This is a genomic window from Ruegeria sp. BB5 (genome assembly GCF_056539405.1).
This window is the reverse complement of the sequence record NZ_JBQFUX010000001.1, coordinates 671,417-689,232: the sequence shown is the minus strand read 5'-3', so window position 1 is coordinate 689,232 and position 17,816 is coordinate 671,417. Positions and strand designations below refer to the sequence as shown.

13 protein-coding genes are annotated in these 17,816 nt (G+C 58.7%); 10 read left to right on the top strand and 3 right to left on the bottom strand.

Translation table 11 applies throughout. The annotated features are described in order from the left end of the window. Nucleotides 1-80 precede the first annotated feature (80 nt). From ACR0DL_RS03410 to ACR0DL_RS03380, 7 genes are all read left to right on the top strand, one after another. Nucleotides 81-1,934, top strand: coding sequence for an ABC-F family ATP-binding cassette domain-containing protein (locus ACR0DL_RS03410; protein ID WP_480687579.1), 1,854 nt, complete (start codon nt 81-83; stop codon nt 1,932-1,934). After that, nucleotides 1,931-2,551 (top strand): MarC family protein, encoded by a 621-nt coding sequence (locus ACR0DL_RS03405; protein ID WP_170348449.1) that lies wholly within the window; start codon nt 1,931-1,933, stop codon nt 2,549-2,551. Before ACR0DL_RS03410 ends, ACR0DL_RS03405 begins: the two co-directional genes overlap by 4 nt. A gap of 41 nt (nt 2,552-2,592) precedes the next feature. Further along, on the top strand, nt 2,593-3,174 hold the full coding sequence (locus ACR0DL_RS03400) for a retropepsin-like aspartic protease family protein (RefSeq protein WP_170348448.1): 582 nt from the start codon (nt 2,593-2,595) through the stop codon (nt 3,172-3,174). Nucleotides 3,175-3,233: 59 nt separating this feature from the next. Further along, the gene (locus ACR0DL_RS03395) at nt 3,234-3,854 is read left to right on the top strand and encodes an ImuA family protein (RefSeq protein ID WP_170348447.1); all 621 of its coding nucleotides are present in this window, start codon (nt 3,234-3,236) and stop codon (nt 3,852-3,854) included. A 64-nt stretch (nt 3,855-3,918) separates the two neighbouring features. Next, on the top strand, nt 3,919-5,133 hold the full coding sequence (locus ACR0DL_RS03390; RefSeq protein ID WP_480687577.1) for an MFS transporter: 1,215 nt from the start codon (nt 3,919-3,921) through the stop codon (nt 5,131-5,133). Continuing rightward, nucleotides 5,130-5,726 (top strand): YceI family protein, encoded by a 597-nt coding sequence (locus tag ACR0DL_RS03385; protein ID WP_480687575.1) that lies wholly within the window; start codon nt 5,130-5,132, stop codon nt 5,724-5,726. Before ACR0DL_RS03390 ends, ACR0DL_RS03385 begins: the two co-directional genes overlap by 4 nt. A 70-nt stretch (nt 5,727-5,796) precedes the next feature. Further along, on the top strand, nt 5,797-7,017 hold the full coding sequence (locus ACR0DL_RS03380) for an MFS transporter (protein WP_170348444.1): 1,221 nt from the start codon (nt 5,797-5,799) through the stop codon (nt 7,015-7,017). 30 nt (nt 7,018-7,047) lie between these two features. Here ACR0DL_RS03380 and ACR0DL_RS03375 read toward each other — a convergent pair whose 3' ends face one another. Both ACR0DL_RS03375 and ACR0DL_RS03370 read right to left on the bottom strand, forming a co-directional pair. Next, on the bottom strand, nt 7,048-8,721 hold the full coding sequence (locus tag ACR0DL_RS03375; protein ID WP_170358079.1) for a flotillin family protein: 1,674 nt from the start codon (nt 8,719-8,721) through the stop codon (nt 7,048-7,050). A 32-nt stretch (nt 8,722-8,753) separates the two neighbouring features. After that, nucleotides 8,754-9,470 (bottom strand): OB-fold-containig protein, encoded by a 717-nt coding sequence (locus ACR0DL_RS03370; protein ID WP_480687573.1) that lies wholly within the window; start codon nt 9,468-9,470, stop codon nt 8,754-8,756. Between the two features lie 254 nt (nt 9,471-9,724). On the opposite strand from ACR0DL_RS03370, the gene metG reads away from it, so the two are divergent. The 3 genes from metG (at nt 9,725) to ACR0DL_RS03355 (ending at nt 16,017) form a co-directional block, all read left to right on the top strand. Beyond that, nucleotides 9,725-11,443, top strand: coding sequence for a methionine--tRNA ligase (gene metG, locus ACR0DL_RS03365; RefSeq protein ID WP_480687572.1), 1,719 nt, complete (start codon nt 9,725-9,727; stop codon nt 11,441-11,443). 266 nt (nt 11,444-11,709) lie between these two features. Then, nucleotides 11,710-12,876: an efflux RND transporter periplasmic adaptor subunit gene (locus ACR0DL_RS03360; RefSeq protein ID WP_480687570.1), complete on the top strand. Its 1,167-nt coding sequence runs from the start codon at nt 11,710-11,712 to the stop codon at nt 12,874-12,876. Nucleotides 12,877-12,879: 3 nt separating this feature from the next. Then, nucleotides 12,880-16,017: an efflux RND transporter permease subunit gene (locus ACR0DL_RS03355; RefSeq protein ID WP_480646416.1), complete on the top strand. Its 3,138-nt coding sequence runs from the start codon at nt 12,880-12,882 to the stop codon at nt 16,015-16,017. A gap of 35 nt (nt 16,018-16,052) precedes the next feature. Here the strand turns inward: ACR0DL_RS03355 and glpD are convergent, their stop codons facing one another. Then, complete coding sequence (glpD, locus tag ACR0DL_RS03350; RefSeq protein ID WP_480646415.1) at nt 16,053-17,639, bottom strand: glycerol-3-phosphate dehydrogenase; 1,587 nt, start codon at nt 17,637-17,639, stop codon at nt 16,053-16,055. Nucleotides 17,640-17,816 lie beyond the last annotated feature (177 nt).

Genomic DNA, 17,816 nt, shown 5'->3' with positions numbered 1-17,816 from the left:
GACCAGCGCTAGCACATAGGCTGACCGATGAACATGCCAACCCGCTGGCGGCGTCTGACATGCTCTGTTATGAGCGGCCCATGTTACGGATCGAAGACATCACCTATGCGGTCGAAGGCCGCCCCCTGTTTGACGGTGCCAGCGCCACCATTCCCGATGGCCACAAGGTTGGTCTGGTGGGGCGTAACGGCACTGGCAAGACCACTCTGTTCCGCTTGATCCGGGGCGAGCTGGCGCTGGAATCGGGCAATATCGTGTTGCCGAAACGCGCACGGATCGGCGGCGTGGCGCAAGAGGTCCCCTCGTCCGACGTGTCGCTGATCAACACGGTACTGGCCGCCGACACCGAACGCAGCGCCCTAATGGCCGAGGCCGACAGCGCCGAAGACCCCGCACGCATTGCCGAGATTCAAACCCGGCTGGCGGATATCGACGCGTGGTCTGCCGAATCCCGCGCGGCCTCGATCCTCAAGGGTCTGGGATTCGACGACGGAGATCAATTGCGCCCCTGTTCCGATTTCTCGGGCGGTTGGCGGATGCGTGTGGCACTGGCGGCGGTGTTGTTTTCGCAGCCCGACCTATTGCTGCTAGACGAACCGACCAACTATCTGGACCTCGAAGGCGCACTGTGGCTGGAAAGCTATCTGGCGAAATATCCGCATACGGTGATCATCATCAGCCACGACCGCGGGTTGCTGAACCGTGCGGTGGGCTCGATCCTGCATCTGGAAGACCGCAAACTGACCTACTACGCGGTGCCTTATGACAAATTCGCTGAACGCCGGGCGGAGCGACTGGCCCAGGCGGAATCTGAGAACGCCAAGGCCAAGGCCCGCATCGCTCACCTGCAGAGCTTCGTGGACAGGTTTCGGTACAAAGCATCGAAAGCCGTTCAGGCCCAGTCGCGCCTGAAGATGATCGAACGCATCCAGCTGGTCTCGACCCCACAAGAGGCCGCTTTGCGGGCGTTTTCATTCCCTGAGCCCGAGGAACTATCCCCCCCGATCATCCAGATCGAAGGCGGTGTGACTGGCTATGGCGAAACCGAAGTGCTGCGCCGTCTGAACTTGCGCATTGATCAGGACGACCGCATCGCGTTGTTAGGTAAAAACGGTCAGGGTAAATCGACGCTATCCAAGCTGCTATCCGACCGCCTGCCCCTGATGGCGGGGAAGATGACCCGCAGCAACAAACTCCGCATCGGGTATTTCGCACAGCATCAGGTGGATGAGCTGCACGTGGACGAAACACCGCTGGACCACCTGCGCCGTCTGCGCCCAGATGAGGCACCGGGCAAGTGGCGATCACGTCTGGCCGGGTTCGGGCTGAACGCGGATCAGGCGGAAACGCTGGTTGGGCGCCTTTCGGGCGGTCAAAAGGCCCGCTTGTCGTTGCTGATCGCAACCATCGACGCGCCTCATATGCTAATCCTGGACGAACCGACCAACCACCTGGATATCGAAAGCCGCGAGGCGCTGGTCGAGGCGCTGACTGAATACTCCGGCGCAGTCGTTCTGGTCAGCCACGATATGCATCTACTGTCACTGGTTGCTGACCGGCTGTGGCTGGTCTCGGACGGAACGGTCAAACCCTTTGACGGAGACCTTGAGGCTTATCGCGCCATGCTGCTGGCCCGTGACAAACCGGTCAAAGAGAAACCCAAGGAAGCGAAACCCAAACGCCCTTCGCGTGATACGATGCAGGCCCTGCGCGCCGATCTGCGCAAATGCGAGGACCGGATTGAAAAGTTGACGGACATGCATGAGAAACTGTCCGCAAAACTAGCAGATCCAGCATTGTACGAAGACGACCGCATCAACGATCTGGAAACCTGGAACCGGAAATTTGCCGAAGTGGTTGAAGCCATGAAAAAGGCCGAGACTTTGTGGGTGGCAGCCGCCGAACGACTTGAACAGGCAGAAACAGCAGCATGATAGACAGCGCATTCCTTATCACCGCGTTCACGACGCTTTTCGTGGTCCTCGACCCGCCGGCCCAAACGCCTATCTTTGTGGCGTTGACCCAGGGCATGGACTGGCACACCCGTCGCTCAATCGCGATCCGGGCCTGTCTGACAGCAGGTGTGATTTTGGCCGCCTTCGCTGCCTTCGGTGAGGCCCTTCTGGGGTTTGTAGGCATCTCGATGGAAGCGTTTCGCGTCGCGGGGGGCGTTCTGTTGTTTCTGACCGCGCTCGACATGCTGTTTGAACGCCGCACCAAACGTCGGGAAAACAGTGCCGAGGAAGAGGAACATCCGGATCCATCGGTATTTCCGCTGGGTATTCCACTGATCGCTGGCCCCGGCTCGATTGCGACAATGATCCTGCTGGCAGGTCAGCAGCCCGGTATTCAGGGCTTGGCCGTGGTCGTCGGAGTAATGCTGGTCGTGTTGGCAATGGTCTTTGTGATGTATCTGACATCTGGGGCGGTGGCACGTGTATTGGGCAAAACCGGGCTGAATGTGTTGACCCGGCTGCTGGGCATGCTGCTGGCGGCGTTGTCGGTTCAGTTTATTTTGGACGGGCTTAAAGCCTTTGGTTTTGCGTCGTAAATCCCCATATAGATTAAAGTGAGCGTGGTAAGGGGTACGGCATGGACGGCGACAGCATTGGACGTTTGGTATATCTGGCCGTGCTTGGTGCGGCGGTGGTGGCGTGGTTCGTCTCGCAGAACCGTCAGTCTCTGAACAAGACCATGCAACAGGCGATGGCCTGGGTGTTCATTTTCGTCGGTGCCATTGCCGTTGTCGGACTGTGGGAAGACATCCGATCAACCGTTGGCCCTGCCCCGCAGATGACTGTCACTGGCGAAACGATCGCGGTGCCTCGGGCACGTGACGGCCATTATTACCTGCCCGTTGTGGTTAATGGAGAGCCGATAACCTTTCTTGTCGACACCGGTGCCAGCCAGATCGTGCTGAGCGATCAGGACGCCCGACGCATTGGTATTGACCCTGACCAACTGAACTATCTCGGCCGCGCCTCGACCGCAAATGGAGAGGTCCGCACCGCACCCGTTCGGCTGGATAGCCTTGAGCTGGGGCCGATCACCGATCACAACGTCTCGGCCTGGGTCAACGAAGGCGATTTGCGCCAATCGCTACTGGGCATGGATTATCTGCATCGCTTTTCGAATATCCAGTTCGCGGATGGCCGTCTGATCCTGTCTCGTTAAAGGGTCTGCGGCGGCATTTCCGAATTGAGAACAAAATAAGAACATGCTAAGCTGCGGGCATGTCTACAAACCTTCTTGGCCGCAAACCTGCGCGTGAGGCGCCGGGGCTGACCTTACACCCTCAGATCACTCTGCAGCTGGCCCGCGTGCACGAGGCCTGCGGCCCCGCCCGGCGCAGCTTTGCCATGTGGTTGGCCGGCCAGGCGCAGGGGCCGGTGCTGTGGATTTCTCCAGCTTGGGAGTCCGGCCAATTGAACCCGGACGGGATGATGCCCTTTGCCGATCCTGCCCGGTTCCTGTTCGTCCGCCCCACCCGCGCCGAAGACCTGCTGTGGTGCATGGAAGAGGCGCTGCGCAGCGGGGCCATTCCGCTGATCATCGGCGACCTGCCGGGCGCACCGGGGCTGACGCCGGTGCGGCGCATGCATCTGGCTGCTGAACAGGGTGGCACGATGGGGCGGGCGCCGCTAGGGCTGCTGCTGACGCCCGGCGACGGTGGCGCGCAGGGGGTCGAGACCCGCTGGCACATGGCCGCGAACCATCAGGGCGAGGCCCGCCGCTGGACCCTGACCCGCCGCCGCGCCCGCGCCCTGCCTCCGGTCAGCTGGCACGCCACCCAGATCAAACCGCGCGCCGGGCTGAATCTGACCCGGACCGAAGCCGAAGATGTTTTGGTGTGACACATCACGCAGTTCACGCAACTTGTGACTGGCAAAAGCCGGACCCCCGCCCTAGCGTGCCAGCATGGGCCATCCAATCCATGACAGCCGATATTCCTGGCTTCGCCTTCTGATCACGCTTGGCATCGCCATGGTGGCGAATGCCGGTATGTGGGCGGTGGTCGTGGTGATGCCCGCAATCGAGGTACAGTTCAACGCCGGAAGAGCCGAAGTGTCGATGCCCTACACGCTCGCCATGATCGGCTTTGCGTTTGGTAATATGTGGCTGGGGCAACTGGTGGATCGGCTGGGCGTGACCAAAGCGCTGATCGGGGCTTCTGTGCTAAGTGCAGTCAGCTATCTATTGGCGACATTGGCCCCGAACATGTTGATGCTCTCGGTGGCGCATCTATTGATGGGCTTGGGCGCATCCATCGGGTTTGGCCCCTTGATCGCGGACATTTCCCATTGGTTCATGCGGCGACGCGGGATCGCCGTCGCGCTGGTCGCCAGCGGAAACTACCTGTCTGGGGCCATCTGGCCCACCCTGCTGGCCGGAATTCTGGCCCGAGAAGGGTGGCAGCAAGTCTATCTGACATTGGCCATCGTGACACTGATCGTTGTTATACCTCTTTCCTTACTACTAGGCCGTAAGGTTCCGGACGAAGCCCACAGTACTGCAGCTGCTACTGCTCAAATTAATACGCGCAGCGTTGGAATACCTCCGCGCACCCTTCAATACATCCTGGGTCTGGCCGGGATCGGCTGTTGCGTAGCCATGTCCATGCCACAAGTTCATATCGTGTCCTATTGCGTCGGGCTGGGCTATGGCCCTGCGGTCGGGGCCGAGATGTTGTCACTAATGCTGTTGGGTGGTGTCCTCAGCCGGATCGTTTCGGGGTTGGTCGCCGACAAGTTGGGTGGGATCAGGACCTTGCTTATCGGTTCTACCCTGCAATGCATCGCCCTGTTTCTATTCCTGCCCTATGACGGGATGATCTCGCTTTATGTCATCAGTATGCTGTTCGGGCTGGCGCAAGGTGGGATCGTGCCCAGCTATGCCTTAGTGGTGCGCGAATACATGCCCCCGAAAGAGGCCGGCGCACGGGTGGGATTCGTCCTGATGATGACCATCATGGGTATGGCTTTGGGCGGCTGGATGTCCGGGTGGATATACGACGTGACGGGAAGCTATCAGTTGGCCTTCGTCAACGGCCTTCTTTGGAACGGGTTGAACATCGCCATCTTGCTGGTGCTGCTGCACCGCTCGCGCCCTCGCGGGCACGGGGCGTTGGCATGAGCCTGCTGTCCCGGCGCATCGTTCTGGCCGGGTTGGCCGCCTTGCCCATGGCACGTCCAGCCCAAGCTGCGCTTACTCAATACGAGCTGGTGTCACAGGGCACATCCGTCGACTTTACCTTTGATCTGTCGGGCCTTGCACAATCCGGTACCATGCCAATCCAGTCGGCGGATATTCAGATCGACCTGAGCAATCTGATCAACAGCCGCGTCAGCGTGACCCTGAACGCGGCTGATGCCCGCACCAGATTGCCCTTTGCCCGAACCGCAATGCTGAGCGCCGGGGTGCTGGACGTTGAGAACTTTCCAACCATTCACTTTACGTCAACCAAGGTGCAGCTTGGCGAAGGCGGTCGAATTTCGCGCGGGGCAGAGATTACCGGAGACCTGACCCTGCGCGGCGTCACCCGCCCAATCACCCTACAAGCCAACCTTCACCGGCCGCCCGGCAGCGCCGCAAATATCCTGGATATGCTCTCGATCCAATTGACCGGCTCGCTCAATCGCCACGACTTTGGGGCGTCCGGCTATGCCGATCTGGTACAGGACACCGTCGGGCTGGACATCCGGGCGGAAATCAAAAAGGCCGAATAGGCAAAAAACGACGCGCCCGCGTCGATTAGGCGCGCGCATCACCGGCAAATTCCGCCAAGGTGCCCCCATCATGCGTACGATCATTTCTTTTGCCGCCCTCTTTCTTTCAGTCATTCTGCTGCAACTTTCCACAGGTGGCGTCGGGCCGCTGGACGCCATCTCGGGCATTACACTGGAATTCACGACCGAGCAGATCGGTCTGCTGGGCTCGTCCCATTTCCTAGGCTTTTTCATTGGTTGCTGGTGGGCCCCGAGACTGATGGGGAATGTCGGCCACTCTCGCGCCTTCGCGGTCTGCACGGCTTTGGGCGCAATGGGGTTGATCGGGCACACCCTGACCGACAACCCCTATCTATGGGCCGCATTGCGGATCGCTTCGGGCACCTGTGTGGCGGGCTGCTATACCGTGATCGAGGCCTGGCTGAACGCCAAGGTCACCAACGAAACCCGTGGCCGGGCAATGGGAACTTATCGGTTCGTGGATATGGGGGCGTCACTGGGGGCACAGTTGATCATCGCCGTGCTGCCGCCCGCCTCATACGTGTCTTATAACCTGTTGGCGATTTTGTGCTGTGCCGCCCTGCTGCCGCTGACCCTGACCCGCGCCAGTCAGCCGATCACACCTAACGCCCCCCGCTTGCGGCCCAAACTGGCCTGGCGCAGTTCGCCCCTTGCTGTGGCAGGTGTGATTGTTGCGGCGCTCAGCTCAGCCTCGTTCCGAATGGTCGGTCCGGTTTATGGGCAAGAGGTCGGACTAGGCGTGGATCAGATCGCGTTCTTCCTGGCCTCATTTGTTCTGGGTGGGGCGCTGGCGCAATATCCGCTGGGATGGTTGGCCGACAAATTCGACCGGCGCTGGGTACTGATCTGGTTGTCCGGTGCTGCCGTGCTTAGCTGTGGCGTAACAATGGCCGCCAGCGGAACCGGCACCTTGGGCGTCATGCTGGCCGCTGCCATTTTTGGCCTGACAACTTTCCCGATCTTCTCGGTGTCATCGGCGCACGCAAATGACTTTGCTACCACCGAGGAACGGGTCGAATTATCAGCCGCTTTGATGTTCTGGTACGCGCTGGGGGCTATTGCTTCGCCCTACATTTCGTCCACCCTGATCCAGCAATTCGGTCCAAGTGCCCTGTTTGCCTTTGTGGCAGCCGGGCATCTGGTTTTGATCGTGTTTGGCCTGGCCCGGATGCGGTCCCGCCCAACACCGGACGAGCGGACCAACTATGTTTACGCCCCACGCACTTCGTTCACCATCGGGCGGTTGTTGAAAAAGTCGCGCGAAGATTAAAGGGCCGGGAAATCCCTGCCCCTTATTCCGTTATTGCTGTGTCGGCGGTGTTTCGTCTTCCACCACCTCGGCCACTTTGGCGGGTTCAACCGTCTGCTCCAGCGCGCCGTTCACCACCCCACCGACGCCTTGCTCCATCGACAAACCAAGTTCTTCACCCAGCTTCTTGAGCGCGGGCATCTGCACCGCCATACCCATGATCGAATCCAGCGCCTGATTGACCACCGGCTTGTCGCCATTTGCAGCCCCGCCTCCATTGGCAGCGCCGATGCCGCCGACCTGATGGATCTTGATCGAGTCGATCTTTTCAGCCGGCTTCACCATTTCCGAGATGATCGACGGCATGGTTTCTATTCGGGTCAGATCAACCTTCATGCGGATCTGTTCGGGCGACAGGGCATTGTCTGCCTCAACAATCGCGCGCTTACCTTCCGCTTCAGCCAGCATGTCGTTCTTCTTGGCCTCGGCGCGGATATTCAGCGCGTCCGCTTCGGCCTGCGCTTCTTCGCGGCGGGCTTCGGCGCGGTCGGCGGCGGCCTCTTTCTCGGCCTGTGCGGCCAAACGGATAGCGGTGGCCTGACGTTCGGCTTCACGCGTGGCTTCGATCAGTACGATCTGCTTCTGACGCTCGGCCTCGGCCACTTCGCGAGCAGTTGCCACGGCTTCGGTCGCCTTAGTCGCTTCAGCACGAGCCAAGTCAGCAGAGGCACGCGCGCGGCTTTCCTCTTCGGATTTCTGCGCGATGATGATCTGGCGCTCTTGTTCGGCCACTTCCAGCTCCCGCTCTTTTGCGATCTCGGCGTCACGGATATTGCGCTCACGCTCGATCTCGGCGGCCCGAATGGCTTCCTCACGGGCGATCCGGGCGCGTTCGGTTTCACGCACCGAATCTTCGGTTCGCGCCGCAATTTCAGCCTCTTGTGCCACGCGCAAGGTTTCCACCTTCTGCGTCTGCTCGATCCGCGCCTGCGCTTCATCCTGCTCGATCAGCAGTTTCTGACGTTCCGCTTCCATCGCGGCACGGCGAACTTCAACCTCAGCTTCAGCGTCGATCTGCGCGCGTTCTTTCTTGGACACGGCGATAACCTCGGCCAGTTTGCGCATACCTACCGCGTTAAACGCGTTGTTCTCGTCCAAGGCCTCAAACGGCGTCTGGTCCAGCGCCGTCAGCGAAACAGATTCCAGCGACAAGCCGTTCTTCAACAGGTCTTCGGACACCGCATTTTGCACCTCTTGTACAAAATCAGCGCGGTTTTCGTGCAGACCATCCATGGTCATCTGTGCGGCCACAGCCCGCAAACCGTCGATCAACTTACCTTCGATCATCTCGCGCAATTGCTCGACGTCAAAAGTGCGACCACCAAGCGTTTGAGCCGCGCGCGAAATACCTTCTTCGGTTGCCATTACCGAGACATAAAACTCGACGCCCACATCCACGCGCATCCGGTCCTTAGTGATCAAAGCAGCCTCACCGCTACGCTGCACCTCAAGGCGCAAGGTCTTCATGTTGACCGGGCTCACCTCGTGCAGCAGCGGCACGATGATGACACCGCCATCCATGATGACTTTCTTGCCACCGGCCCCGGTTTTCACCAGACTGACCTCTCGGGTCGCGCGGCGATACAGACGGCCAAGCACAAGGCCGATGAACAAAACGACTGCTAATAAGGTCACAACTGTGACGGCCAGGAATGGTAGTTCCATGCTAAATCCTCCAGGTTGGGGTTTGAATTTTGTTAGTCTGACAAGCCGACCAGAACGAACCGGTCACGCCGTCGGTCACGCAAAACCAGCACTTCGGTGCCTTGTTTCAGCGCATCCTTGTCCTGCAGCGGTTCCGCGCGAAGGTAGTGAGAGTTTCCAAAACGGTCGGTGACGCGGACCTCAGCCGGACGCCCGCGCGAGGCCGTTCCTTGCGTGATCACGCCACGACGGCGTGCAAGCATGCGTTCCGACATCGCCTCGGTCTCGGTTTTCGGCAACAGGCGGGCAAAGACACCACCAAAGCCGCGCGCAAACCACAGGGCAAAGGCACCGGCCGGAAGTGCCGCCATCCAGCTTGGCAGGTCAAAGCCCAGCAGATCGCGCAGCGCCAATTGCAGGCCAATTCCCGACAGGCCGAATCCAGCCAGCAAAACCGCCAGCCATATCATGAATGGCACCTTGCCGATCCCAAGCCACGCCAACGGACCCGAAGGGGCTGCGCCCGATACGTCCGCCTCAACCTCGGCCAGTTCGAATTCGCCCAGATCAACATCCGCGTCGACATCGAGGTCAAAATCACCAATGTCCAGATCGGGACCGTCAACCACATCCAGGTCAACCTCGGCCTCGCCTGCCATAAGACTTCCGCCCAGAACCAATGCGATCAGTTCCAGCCCAAGAAGACCGAACAGAAGTGCAAGCGCCAGAGTAAAGGGCACAAACGCACCCTCAAGCAGAAAGTCGAACATCAGTAGACTGCCCTCATTTTGTGTATACTTTTGTATACATTAGATAGGTAGCGATAACACAGATTCAAGTAGCTGTGATTCCGTTATTCAACCTAGGGGTATTGTGGACCACGAGCCGGATGCAATCGTATTCCTCTGCTAGATGGATTTTCGGGGTTGTTGTTGTTTTAAATCGCCCCTGAGCAAAAGCCGGGCTTTTGCTGGCCTTCCACATAAGATAGACGGGCGCGCAGATAGATACGTGGAAACGCAAAATGGCTCGGATTCTCATCACCTCGGCGATCCCTTACATCAACGGGATCAAGCACCTCGGCAATCTGATCGGCTCGCAATTGCCTGCTGATCTGTACGCACGCTATCAGCGTGGCCGGGGGAATGAGGTCATGTTCCTGTGTGCCACCGACGAACACGGCACCCCGGCTGAACTGGCGGCTGCCAAGGCTGGCAAGCCTGTGGCTGAATACTGCGCCGAGATGTACGGCGTTCAGGCCGACATCGCCAACCGCTTTGGTCTGAGCTTCGATCACTTTGGCCGTTCGTCCAGCGATCAAAACAAGAAGCTGACCCAGCATTTTGCAGGTAAGCTGGATGACGCCGGACTGATCCGCGAAGTCACGGAAAAGCAGGTTTATTCCAATGCCGATGGCCGCTTTCTGCCCGACCGTTATATCGAGGGCACCTGCCCCAATTGCGGCTATGAGCGCGCGCGCGGCGACCAGTGTGAAAACTGCACCAAGCAGCTGGACCCGACCGACCTGATTGAGCCGCGCAGTGCGATCAGCGGTTCTACCGATTTGGAGGTGCGCGAAACCAAGCACCTGTATCTGCGTCAGTCGGCCATGAAAGATCAGCTGGACGCCTGGATTGACAGCAAGACCGACTGGCCGATCCTGACGACCTCCATCGCAAAGAAGTGGTTGCACGATGGCGACGGTCTGCAAGATCGCGGCATCACCCGTGATCTGGATTGGGGCGTACCGGTCAAGAAAGGTGATCAGGATTGGCCGGGAATGGAAGGTAAAGTCTTCTATGTCTGGTTCGACGCGCCCATCGAATACATCGCCTGCGCCAAGGAATGGGCCGACGCAAACGGCAAAGCCGACGCCGATTGGCAGCGCTGGTGGCGCACCGACAAGGGCGCGGATGACGTGCGCTATGTGCAGTTCATGGGCAAGGACAACGTGCCCTTTCATACGCTGTCCTTCCCGGCCACCATTCTGGGTTCGGGTGAGCCGTGGAAGATGGTCGACCACCTGAAATCGTTCAACTACCTGAACTATGACGGCGGCCAGTTCTCGACCTCTCAGGGCCGCGGCGTCTTCATGGATCAGGCGCTAGAGATTCTGCCCGCTGATTACTGGCGCTGGTGGCTGCTGAGCCATGCGCCCGAAAGCAGCGACAGCGAGTTCACGTGGGAGAACTTCCAGCAATCTGTGAACAAAGACCTTGCGGATGTTCTGGGCAACTTTGTCAGCCGGATCACCAAATTCTGCCGGTCTAAATTCTCTGAGGCCGTGCCCGAGGGCGGTAGTTTTGGTGAACGTGAAAAGACCCTGATTGACGATCTCACAAAACGCGTTCGGGCCTATGAAGGACACATGGAGGCGATGGAGGTTCGCAAATCCGCGCAGGAATTGCGGGCGATTTGGGTCGCGGGCAACGAATATCTGCAGGCCGCTGCCCCTTGGTCAACCTTCAAAGAAGATCCGGAACAGGCCGCATCTCAGGTACGTCTGGGCTTGAACCTGATCCGCCTGTATGCCGTTCTCAGCGCCCCTTTCATCCCCGAAACCTCGGCCCGGATGCTGAGCGCGATGAATACTCTGGACACCAGCTGGCCCGACGATATCGCGGCTGCGCTGAACGCACTGCCCGCTGGGCATGCCTTTACGGTACCAGACGTGCTGTTCGCCAAAATCACTGACGAACAGCGCGAAGATTGGGAAAACCGGTTCGCCGGCGCGCGCGAATGATCCGATGCAACATCTGAATTTGGAAACGGGGGCCAAACGGTCTCCGTTTTCGGTTGCCTCACCGGAATCCAGCCATACGACCGCAGGCACGTTGGCCTAAGTCAGCCTGTTAACGAGAAAATTCCTGCAGGTCTCCGCCCGTTCATCGCATTCAATAAGCTTGAGATATAATCCCAAAACGGTCATCCTGACCTGAATTCAGTCGACTCGCCGGGGCGGCCAACCTGCCCGGGCGCAAAATCCTTATAATGAACGAGGCGCCTGCCATGTCCCTTGCATTGAAGAACTTGAATATCCGTCACAGCGGACCGGTCCAGACCTTTGCTGTCTTGGTTTGTCTGGGCATGGCACACACAGCCACAGCACAAGACCAAAGCGACGCCCCGCCGCCCAAAGTTTCGATCGCGGCTGCGTATACTGAGGAAATCACCGAAGAGGCCAGCTTTATCGGCCGCGCCGAGGCCCTGAACAAGGCCGACATCGTGGCGCGCGTCAGCGGGTTTCTGGAAAGTCAGAATGTCGAAGACGGCGCGCTGGTGAAACAGGGCGATTTGCTGTTCACCATTGAACCCGACCTCTATGAGGCGACGGTAGAGGCACGCAACGCCGACCTGGACAAGGCCGAGGCCAATCTGGAACTCGCCAAAGTCGAGCTGGCCCGCAAACAAGAGCTGTACGAACGAGACGCCACCCCTGAATCCGAACGCGATATTGCACGCGCAAATGAACTGGTGGCCGAAGCACAAGTCAAAGCTGCCAAAGCCGCGATCCAGCAGGCCGAACTTGATCTGAGCTACACCAAAATCCACGCCCCGTTTGACGGGCGCATTGGTCGGGTTGCAATCAGCGTCGGTGACGTAGTCGGTCCGAACAACCCGCCGCTGGTCAATATCGTCAGCGAGGCGCCGATCTATGTGAATTTTTCACTGAATGAAAAGCAGTTTACCTCGGTTCTTGAAACCGTGGGTGAGAACCCCGCATCCCTAAGCGAAAGCGACAAAAGCCCGAATGTTCATATAGATCTGCCAAACGGCTCAGAACTGGATGAAACGGGCAAAATCGTGTTTGTCGACAACCGGATCGACCCTCTGACCGGTGCCATTACGATGCGTGCCGAATTCTCGAACGCCGACCGGTTGATCGTGGACGGTGCATTTCTGAACGTGCGGATCGAGGCCCTGCAACCCACGCTTGAGGTTCTGGTGCCGCAGGCCGCACTGCAACGTGATCAAAGGGGTGAATTCGTACTGGTCGTCAATGACCAGCAAATGGTCGAACAGCGTTACATCACCACCGGCGACAACGAAGGAACGGCTGTGATCGTCAAAGACGGCCTGCGCGAAGGCGAAAGCGTCATTGTCGAGGGCCTGCAAAGGGTTCGTCCCGGGGTTGCCGTCGATGCCGTCGTGGCATCTGAGCAGCCGGGAGAGTAACAGATGTTCTCAGCCCTGTTCATCAGCCGGCCCAAGCTGGCGCTTGTTATTTCGCTTGTCCTGACCATCATGGGCGCCATCGGCTATCTGGTTCTGCCAGTGGCCCAGTTCCCCGACATCACGCCACCGGTGGTCAGCGTAACGACCACCTATACCGGTGCCAACGCCGAGACCGTTGAAAACACCGTTGCCGCGCCCATTGAGGCGCAGGTGAACGGTGTGGATGACATGATCTACATGACGTCCACCTCGGCCGATAACGGCTCGTATTCATTGAATGTCACCTTCGAGGTCGGCACCGATCCCGATATCGCCTCGGTGAACGTGCAAAACCGCGTGGCACAAGCGATGTCCTCGTTACCGGCCGAAGTGACATCTTCGGGCGTGGTGACGCAGAAGGCGTCCACCAACATGCTGCTGCTGGTGACGCTGACCTCGCCCGAGGGAACGTATGACAGCGTGTTTCTGTCGAATTATGCCTCGATCAACCTGAAAGACGCACTGGCGCGCGTTCAGGGCGTTGGTAAGGCGGACGTTCTGACCAATCTGGAATACGCCATGCGGATCTGGATGGACCCGGATCAAATGGCCGCGTTGTCCATTACTCCGGGCGACGTGATCAACGCCATCCGCGAGCAGAACGTCGAAGTATCGGCAGGTTCGATCGGTGCCCCACCAGTGCCCGAGGGGCAGACATTTCAGTACACGATCAAGACCAAGGGCCGCCTGACCTCGGCCGAGGAATTCGGCGAAATTGTCATCCGCACCGGCGATGCAGGATCTATCGTGCGGGTCAAAGATATCGCACGGGTGGAACTGGGTGCAGAATACTATGCGGCGTCCGGCTATTTCGATAGCGTTCCGGCCACCGTCATTGGTATTTATCAGGCCCCTGGCGCAAACGCGCTGGCGGTTTCTGAACGTGTCGAGGCCGAATTGCAGCGGCTGTCTCGCAGCTTCCCTAACGATGTAGAATATGATGTTCCCTTCAACACCACCGACTTTGTGGAGCAATCACTGAACGACGTGGTGACGACCCTGATCTTGACGTTCACGTTGGTAATCTCGGTTGTGTTTGTCTTTCTGGGCAGTTGGCGGGCGACGATCATCCCGGCTGTTGCGATCCCGGTCTCTCTGATCGGTACGTTCGCTTTTTTGCTGCTGTTCGGAATGTCACTGAACACGATCTCGCTGTTTGCGTTGGTTCTGGCCATCGGCATCGTGGTGGATGACGCGATTGTTGTGGTTGAAAACGTCGAACGGATCATCGCGGACGAAGGCTTGCCCCCGGCCGAAGCAACCCGAAAAGCCATGGGACAGATCACCGGCCCTGTGATTGCGACCACGCTGGTTCTGCTGGCCGTGTTCGTACCGGTAACTTTCATGCCCGGTATCTCGGGGCGTCTGTATTCACAGTTCGCGGTAACCATCTCAACCGCCGTTGTGATTTCCTCGATCAACGCGCTGACCCTGTCGCCAGCCTTGTGCGGCCTTGTTCTGAAGGCGCGTTCGGGGCCACCCAAGGGGTTGCTGGCCGTGTTTGAACGCTTCATCGGCACAATCCGCAGCGGCTATGTCGCCATCGTGCGCAAACTGTTGATCCTGCCGGTCGTCGGTCTGGGCGTTATCGTTGCGCTGGCGATGGGCACCGGGACCATCATGTCCAACACATCCAGCGGCTTCCTGCCGCTTGAGGATAACGGTTACCTGTTTGTCGACATTCAGCTGCCAGACGCGGCAACGCTGGAACGGACCGAAGTCGTCTCGGCCCGTGTGGATGATCAAATTCAGCAGATCCCCGGCGTTTCAAGTACCGTTCTGATCAACGGATTTTCGATCCTGAATGGCACCACCACAAATGGCGCGGCGATCTTTGTGAACCTCGAAAACTGGGATGATCGTCAGGACGATGACCTGAGTGCGGATGCTATTCTGCAAAAGGTTCTGGCGATTGCGTATGGGGAATCCGCCGCCTCGATCGTGGCCTTTAACCCGCCGCCTATTCAAGGCCTTGGCAATTCGGCCGGTGTCGAGATGGAGGTGCAACAAACCGGGGGCGGCACGCCTCAGGATCTGGCCTCGGCCGTGGGGTCGTTCGTCTACGCAGCGAACCAGCGGCCCGAAATCGGGCAGTCCTATACGACCTTCCGCGCAAACGTGCCGCAGTTATTCGTCGATCTGGACCGCGAAAAAGCCAAAACACTGCAAGTGTCCGTGGCCGAAGTGTTCCAGACCATGCAGGCGCAGTTGGGGTCGTACTACGTCAACGACTTCAACCTGTTCGGACGGGTGTATCGCGTGATGATCCAGGCCGATGGCAGCTATCGCGACAATGTCGAAGATATCTCGAACCTCTATGTCCGCTCGGAACAAGGTGAGATGGTGCCACTGGGCACGCTGATCGACGTGGAAAACGTGCTGGGACCAGTGCTGCTTAAACGGCACAACCTGTTCCGGTCGGCGACCGTTACAGCTGTGCCTGCGCCGGGTCTATCCACTGGCGATGCGATAAACGTGATGACCGAGGAATCGGCAACCGCCCTGCCCCCGGGATACGCGTTCGAATGGACTGGTACAGCGCAACAGCAGTTGGCCTCGGGCAGTCTGGTGATTGTGATCCTGGGGCTGGCGATCTTGTTTGGCTATCTGTTCCTTGTGGGGCAATACGAAAGCTGGTCGATGCCGGTGTCGATTCTGCTGTCGGTGATTGTGGCCCTGTTCGGGGCGGTGGCCGCCGTGGCCATCGTGGGCAGTGATATCAACCTCTACACACAGATCGGGATGATCATGCTTGTGGGGTTGGCATCGAAAAACGGCATTCTGATCGTTGAGTTCGCGATGGAGCAACGGGCCAATGGCCTTTCGATCCGGGATGCCGCCGCCGAGGCAGCCTATCAGCGTTTTCGCGCGGTGATGATGACCGCCCTGTCCTTCCTGCTAGGCGTTGTACCGCTGCTAGCAGCGAGTGGCGCGGGTGCGGCCAGCCAGAAAGCGATCGGTGTTGCCGTCTTTGGCGGGATGCTGGCAGCCACGCTGGTTGGTGTCATTCTGGTGCCGGTTCTTTATGCCCTGATGCAGAGTCTCAGGGAATGGGTCAAGGGCACCAAGAACGACCCCGATCCCTCGGAAGAAACAGCGTAATAATAAAAGCCCCGCCAAATCGGCGGGGCTTTTTCTTAGGCAGCAGCCTGAGCGCTGCGATGGTCCATCCAATCCTGTATCCGGGCGACCTGCTCAGCGCTCAGACGCAAGCCCAGCTTGTTTCGACGCCAGACGACATCCTCGGCCGTGCGGGCATATTCTTTATCCATCAGCCATTCCAACTCGCGCGCAGTCAGTGTGGCACCGAAGTCCTCTCCCAAGTCTTGGGCGGATTTCGCATCCCCTAGAATGATCCTGGCCTCGGTGCCGTAGGCGCTCACAAGACGCTCGGCCCAGGCGCGCTCCAAAAAGGCAAAGTCAGCTTCCAACCCAGCCACCAGATTTTGCACCCCGTCGACAGGGAAATCTCCGCCAGGCAAAGCCACACCAGCCGTCCAGGGACCGGGTAAGTCCGGAAAATGCTCGGCTGCTTTCTCCAACGCACTCTCGGCCAGACGTCGGTAGGTTGTGATCTTGCCGCCGAAGACATTCAGCACCGGTGCCCCGCCTTGCGCGTCCACTTTCAACGTATAGTCCCGAGTCGCGGCGGTGGCGCTACTGGCACCGTCATCGTACAGCGGGCGGACACCTGAGTATGTCCAGACGATTTCATCTCGCGTCACTGGCGTCTTGAAATATTTGGTCGCAAACGCGCACAGATATTCCTGTTCCGCCTCGGTACACACCGGAGATTCAGATGGATTCGGATGATCCTGATCTGTCGTGCCGATCAAGGTGAAATCACGCTCGTACGGGATGGCGAAAATGATGCGCCCATCCTCGCCCTGAAAAAAGTAACACTTGTCGTGGTCAAACAGCCTGCGGGTCACGATATGACTGCCCCGCACCAACCGGACGCCCTCGCGCGAATTCACGTGGATTTTCGATTGAATGATATCCCCAACCCAGGGACCACCAGCATTGATCAGCATTCTAGCCTTGATCACGCGTGTCTCGTCACTGTCGCGGTCCCGAACCGTCACCTCCCATAGGTCGTCTACGCGCTTCGCCGCCAGAACCTCGGTGCGAACCATAATATTAGCACCGCGTGCCGCGGCATCACGGGCGTTGAGAACGACAAGGCGCGAATCCTCGACCCAGCAATCGGAATACTCGTAGGCGGTCTCAAACTTGTCCTGCAGCGGTCGCCCTTCGGGTGCTGTTTTCAGGTTCAGAGACGCCGTGCCCGGTAGAATTTTACGCCCACCCAGGTGGTCGTACATGAACAACCCCAACCGGATCAGCCAGGCCGGACGACGACCCTTCATCCAAGGCATCACGGTGCTCAACAGGCGCGAGGTCGGCGTTTCGGAATCGAACCGCATGTCTGCGTGGTACGGCAGCACAAATCGCATCGGCCAGCTGATATGCGGCATCGCCTGCAGCAAGGTTTCACGTTCGATCAGGGCCTCGCGGACAAGGCGGAATTCAAAGAACTCCAGGTACCGCAATCCGCCGTGAAACAGTTTGGTCGACGCCGACGAGGTTGCCGAGGCCAGATCGTTCATCTCGGCCAGAGTCACCGACAGCCCGCGCCCCGCTGCATCGCGTGCGATGCCGCATCCATTGATGCCGCCGCCAATGATAAAAAGGTCTGAGATCTGGTCGTGTGACTGTTCCATATCTGGATGATTCCCGTTTGCCGAAAACGCGCGCTCATTAACCGTACAGGCCCGCGCTTCGTCAATGTTTGTTTTCGTTTTTGTTCGTTTTGCCACACAATATTCGCATTTTTGCGCATTCGCCCAGCAAATTATTGCAATTCAACAAAAACAGAACAAAAACGAACCCATCACAAT